The following is a 4,286-nucleotide window of genomic DNA, read 5'->3' as shown; positions in this document are numbered from 1 at the left end:
TGGCAGAAATAGAATTGAATGTTTTAAACGGTCAATGCCTTAATAGACGCATAGACAATATTGAAACAATTATAAATGAAGTAGATGCTTGGCAAAATCACAGAAATAATAAGAATGCAAAAATAAATTGGAGATTTACTACTAAGGATTCCAGAATTAAATTAAAAAGATTGTATCCGTCAATTGTTGATTGACATGACACTAGCTAATTTAAAAGCAACATTAATGGAAATATTTCTTTCACCTTTTTCAATATCACTTATGTATGTTCTATCAATGTCAGCTTTAAAAGCCAAAGCTTCTTGTGAAAAATTCCTTTCAATTCTTAACCGTTTAATTACTTCTCCAAAAATCTTCTGTAAATTCATGGAGTAAAATTGCATAAATGTTGACTATTGTACAACGGGCAATTGTCTACAATTTCTTGTTGAAAAAATAGCTCTTTTGATTTTTTAGGGTTGATCTTTTGCGTGTTGACCAAAAATTAAATGTGCAATTTGTGTGTTAGCTTTTTCTATATTTTCTTGCAGCAAATTAGTCATTCTGTTTCGTTCTTCCTGCTTGCCTACAACATTAGCATATCCGGAAATTTTCGCATATTTTTTTATCAATTGAACTATTTCATCACAATTAAGCCATTTCACAAAATTGGCTAATTCTTATTTTGAGTTGCTATGTAACATGCTTTTTAAACTATAGGAATAGTTTGTTTTGTTTTTCGGCTTTTCTCTGCCATAAAACCCATAATATGACTCTCTATTGAAGCATCAATGGTAGAAGTTAGTAAACTCGAATCTTGTTCTTTCACAGCCCTAACCCAATCTGTTACTAATGCCCAATCGCCACCACCATGACCACTATTTTTTTTATTATCCATATCTTCCAAACTAATATCCCATTTTGCAACTTTATTCGTTAAAAAGTCAGTATGAATAAATTCGTTCATATCTCCAACAATATCGCCTAATGAACCCATAATTCGAGTTCTGCGTCCGTGATATGATGTAAAAGCTTCCATAGAAAAACTAACAGTGATATCATCATCAAACTCTATAGAAGCAACATAATGATCGGGCTGATCATTATCCATTTTATAAACACAACGGCCATAATTAGTAGTTTTTAGTTGCTCCATAATAAATTCGCTATGCGTAGATTTATCTTCAGGAAAATCAAATACATAGGTGTAAGTTCTCTCTCTGTAATAGATTTTTAGAGCAGAATATGGACATTTTGATTCGGCAGAACAACCATCTGTACATCTGTTTGTACTTCCCTTTGGAGAATTTGATTCTTTAAACCATTTCAAATTACCAAAAGCAGAAATGTTTTTACTTGGCTTGCCAACCATCCATCTAAGAATATCTAAATCGTGGCATGATTTAGCAAGTATAATTGGAGTTGTTTCTTTTGAATTATGCCAATTGCCTCTAACATACGAATGTGACATATGAATATGTTGAATAGGCTCCATATGCTGAATGCTGATAAGCTCGCCAATCGCACCGGAATGTATCATTTCCTTAAGTTTAATAAAATATGGAGCATATCGCAATACATGACAAACGGCTACAATTCTACCGGTTTTTTTAGCTAAAGCAAGTATTTCCCGACATTCCTTTTCTGTGGGAGCTATTGGCTTTTCCAACAAAACATCATAACCCATTTCAAGAGCTTTCATACATGGGCCGTAATGTAGGTCGTCAGGAGTAGTTATGATTATTGCATCGGCAAATTTTGGATGCTCAAATACATGTTCCCAAGTGGTAAACCTACTTTTTTCGGGAATATTATGTTTTTTAGCATAGCGGTCGTTTCTTATTGGAATTGGTTCGGCAACTCCAACAATGTTCAGTTCGTTTGGAAATTGAACGCCATAATTGCCATAAACGTTTCCTCTATTTCCGGCTCCGAGTGTAATGGCAGTTATTGGTTTTTCGATATCGCTATTTCCATAAGCCTTCGCAGGAATAGCTTTTGCTTCACTTTTACTCTCAGGAAAACCATATAATGGATTAGTAATAAATGGAATTCCTCCAATTCCAATTGCCATATTTTTTAAGGCTTTTCTTCTGTCCATTTTCTTCTTCATATTGTATCTATATTTAATTTATTCTTTTTGTAACCGCAGATATTCACTCAATTAAACTATTTCTAATTCCATTTTTCAAATATAATTATTTCATCACAAATATCTCATCCTGTCAAAAACTCATTTTCATTTGTTCTTGCTTTCGGGTTTTTGAGATGTTCACTTAAATCATTATAGCTTCTATTTTTTCTGATTGAAATAAATTTATATATTTGAAAATTATTAGTAAAAAATGATAAAATTCTGACAAAAAATGATTTTATCCAGATAAATTAAATTGTGTGTAATACCATCATAAACTAATAGAAAAAATAATATGAAAACATTGAGATTATTACTGTTGCTCTTAATAAGTCAAATATGTTTGGCACAAGTTCCAAGTTTAAGTGTACATAAAGGAAAGAGCAGGAAAGAGCTCAAGATTTCTAAGCTTATTGTAAATGTAGAAGTTGTAGGGAATATTGCCACCACAACATTTGACATTCTATTTTACAATTCATACTCACGTATTTTAGAAGGCGAATTATCTATGTCCCTGAAGAACGAACAAGAAATTTGTCGTTATGCTTTAGAAGTAAATGGAAAACTACGAGAAGGAGTAATTGTAGAAAAAGTAAAAGCACGTCAGGCTTTTGAGGCAGTAGTTCGACAAAAGATTGACCCAGGAATTATAAGTAAAACAAAAGGAAATAGTTTTAAAACTAAGATCTATCCTATACCGGCAAAAGGGAATAAGAGGGTTGTACTTGCTCTTACGGAAACCTTAAATGGAGATGAAGAAAATCTTTATTACATTTTACCTTTTGGCAACACAAAAGCATTTGATGATTTTTCTTTAAATGTAGAAGTGATTAAAAGCAAATCAGACGAGAAGTATATTAAGTCGGATTTCCAGAATATAGATTTTGATAAAAAAGATAATGCATATGTACTTAGTCTCAAAAAAGAAAAATTTGATCCAACAGAACCATTAAAATTTACTATTCCTCGATTTGCAAAAGATAGTTCTCAACTATTCACTTGCGATTTTGAGGGCCAGACCTATTTTTACCTCAATATAAAGCCTGATAGATTGAAACAAACCGAACGAGAAACACCTAATGATATTGCAATTTACTGGGATAACTCTTACTCTGCTTCAAAGCGTGATATTGAAAAAGAGTTAAAATTTTTAGAATCATATTTGAATACCTTCAACACAGAAGTTAATGTATCTGTTACAAGCTTTAATTATTCCAGTTCCGAAGAAAAAGAATTTACGACATCAAATATTAATGAAATTATTGAATACATTAAAACATTAGATAACGATGGAGCTACAAATTTAGATAAAATAGAATTCACAAATAAGGTTGATGAGATATTGCTGTTTTCTGATGGAGTATGCACAATTGGGAAAGATAAAATATCAGCATCGATACCTGTATTTGCTATTACATCTAGTCAAGGTAGCGACTATTCTCTTTTGAAACGTACTTGTACTAAAACAAATGGTGAATTTATTGACTTAAGTGTTACTTCTATTGAGAGAGCATTGCAGTTGCTCAAAGTTGATGAAGAAAAATTTCTTTCTTGCAAATATAATTCTGCTCACATTCAAGAAGTTTACCCTAAAACTCCAAAGCGGGCAGGTACTTACTTCGAAATTGTGGGTATTCTTACTCAAGACAAAGCAGACATAAATGTCAATTTTGGAGGCAAAAGAGGAATTAGCCAAACTAAAACTTATACTATTAGTAAAAATGCCAAATCATCAACAGTTTCACGTATTTGGGCTAGCAAGAAGATTGAATATTTAAATGCTAATTATGAAGAAAATAGAGATACTATTTTTGAATTAAGTCAAAAACATAATATCATTACAAAAAATACTGCAATGCTTGTGCTCGATAGAGTAGAAGATTATGTAACACACAAAATTGTTCCTCCAGAAGAGTTGAAAGATGAATATTTTAGATTACTCGAATTAGAAAAGACTAAAAAAACAAGTAAAACTTCCTTAAAAGAAATTGAAAAACAAAATATTGCTAGAATCAACTCTATTTTTGATAAGTAGTGCCACTAAGAAAACACCACTTTTCTCAAATGTTACAAATTTAGTTTGACTCGAAATTACAAAAAAATCTAAAAAAAATCTAAATCTGATCAGAAATGAAAATCCTTGCTAAATTTTTGAAATTTTAATGGCATTTTT

The 4,286-nt window shown here is 31.3% G+C and carries 5 protein-coding genes; 2 read left to right on the top strand and 3 right to left on the bottom strand.

Annotation, left to right across the window (positions count from 1 at the left end):
• Window positions 1-194: IS630 family transposase (locus HN894_13525; protein ID MBT7144343.1), on the top strand; the 194-nt coding region annotated here is incomplete at its 5' end.
• Here HN894_13525 and HN894_13520 read toward each other — a convergent pair.
• The 3 genes from HN894_13520 to HN894_13510 all read right to left on the bottom strand — a co-directional run bounded on the left by HN894_13520 (window position 180) and on the right by HN894_13510 (window position 2,080).
• On the bottom strand, window positions 180-368 hold the full coding sequence (locus HN894_13520; protein MBT7144342.1) for a helix-turn-helix transcriptional regulator: 189 nt from the start codon (window positions 366-368) through the stop codon (window positions 180-182). The genes HN894_13525 and HN894_13520 overlap by 15 nt on opposite strands.
• An 84-nt stretch (window positions 369-452) precedes the next feature.
• Window positions 453-644: a hypothetical protein gene (locus HN894_13515; protein ID MBT7144341.1), complete on the bottom strand. Its 192-nt coding sequence runs from the start codon at window positions 642-644 to the stop codon at window positions 453-455.
• A 44-nt stretch (window positions 645-688) separates the two neighbouring features.
• On the bottom strand, window positions 689-2,080 hold the full coding sequence (locus HN894_13510; GenBank protein ID MBT7144340.1) for a Gfo/Idh/MocA family oxidoreductase: 1,392 nt from the start codon (window positions 2,078-2,080) through the stop codon (window positions 689-691).
• 328 nt (window positions 2,081-2,408) lie between these two features.
• On the opposite strand from HN894_13510, the gene HN894_13505 reads away from it, so the two are divergent.
• Entirely contained in the window at window positions 2,409-4,148 is a 1,740-nt protein-coding gene (locus tag HN894_13505; protein ID MBT7144339.1) for a hypothetical protein, read from the top strand.
• Window positions 4,149-4,286 lie beyond the last annotated feature (138 nt).

The sequence above is a fragment of the Bacteroidota bacterium genome (assembly GCA_018692315.1).
In the GTDB taxonomy this organism is placed as follows: Bacteria; Bacteroidota; Bacteroidia; order Bacteroidales; family JABHKC01; genus JABHKC01.
Note: the sequence above shows the minus strand (reverse complement) of the source record. Positions and strands in the feature narration are given on the sequence as shown.